The sequence below is a fragment of the Candidatus Clostridium eludens genome (assembly GCF_045310515.1).
Classification (GTDB): Bacteria; Bacillota; Clostridia; order Clostridiales; family Clostridiaceae; genus Clostridium_B; species Clostridium_B eludens.
Genome location: NZ_JBJHZX010000129.1, coordinates 1 through 961, shown reverse-complemented (window position 1 = coordinate 961; position 961 = coordinate 1). Strand labels below are relative to the sequence as shown.

Sequence of the window (961 nt, the reverse complement as noted above, 5' to 3'; positions counted from 1 at the left end):
GTGGTAAGAGAACGATTTAACTGCATTTTATCATTTTTTCCCCAGCGATTTAGCAGATTTACATGGCCATGTATAATGGATATTGGAGTACGTAATTCATGAGATGCATCGGAAACAAATCTTCTTTGTTTTTCAAAATCTTTTTCAAGTCGTTCAATCATTGAATTGAAAGTATCTGCTAGATCCTTTAGTTCATCATCAGCACTATTGGTGGAAATTCTCTTATCTAAACTTTTTGAAGTTATTTCTTTAGCTGCCATTGTTATCTGTTGTATAGGTTTTAATAGCCTCTTACTTAAGAACGATCCAGAGAAAAAACTGATTAAAGTACCAAAAACAATAGTTATTACTAGTATTTCCACAAGGGCATCTGTTTTAGAACCTATATCCTCAAAACTTTTTGTTACTTGTATATAATAAGTATTACCTTTTATATTAACTATTCTATTAGTATAAATTAGTCCATTGTTATGTTTAAAAATTTTGTTCTTATGATTTTTTCCTTTGTCATGTTCTTGATGCTCTTTTTTAATAGGTTTTACTTTTCCATTTGAATATATTAAATTTCTATTCTGGTCAAATACGCTAAAAGAAATTCCAGAGCCTAAATTAATGCCATTTAAGGCTGATTTATCTACTTTACCTGTACTGCTAATATAATTAGCAATAATATCAGCATTAGAAGCAAGTGTTGTTTCATTTTCTTTTAAAATATAATTACTTATAGAGTAAAATGTAAGAATAGTAAATAAAATTAAAATACTTACAAGGATTGCGGTGTATATTATAGTAAGTTTTCTTGATATAGACAGCCTCCTATGTATAATGATCATACACCCCTTTCTTTTTATTAGATTTCTTTCATCATATAACCAGTACCTCTCACTGTTGTTATATATTTTTCATTAGATACATCATTGAGCTTAACTCTCAGATAGCTTATATACACATCAACTATACT

Annotated in this window: 2 protein-coding genes; both read right to left on the bottom strand. The window is 28.3% G+C overall.

All coding sequences use genetic code 11. From position 1 onward, the window contains the following. Nucleotides 1–833: HAMP domain-containing protein (locus ACJDU8_RS25515; RefSeq protein WP_406794993.1), on the bottom strand; the 833-nt coding region annotated here is incomplete at its 3' end. Nucleotides 834–850: 17 nt separating this feature from the next. Then, entirely contained in the window at nt 851–949 is a 99-nt protein-coding gene (locus ACJDU8_RS25510; protein ID WP_406794994.1) for a winged helix-turn-helix domain-containing protein, read from the bottom strand. Nucleotides 950–961: the final 12 nt, after the last annotated feature.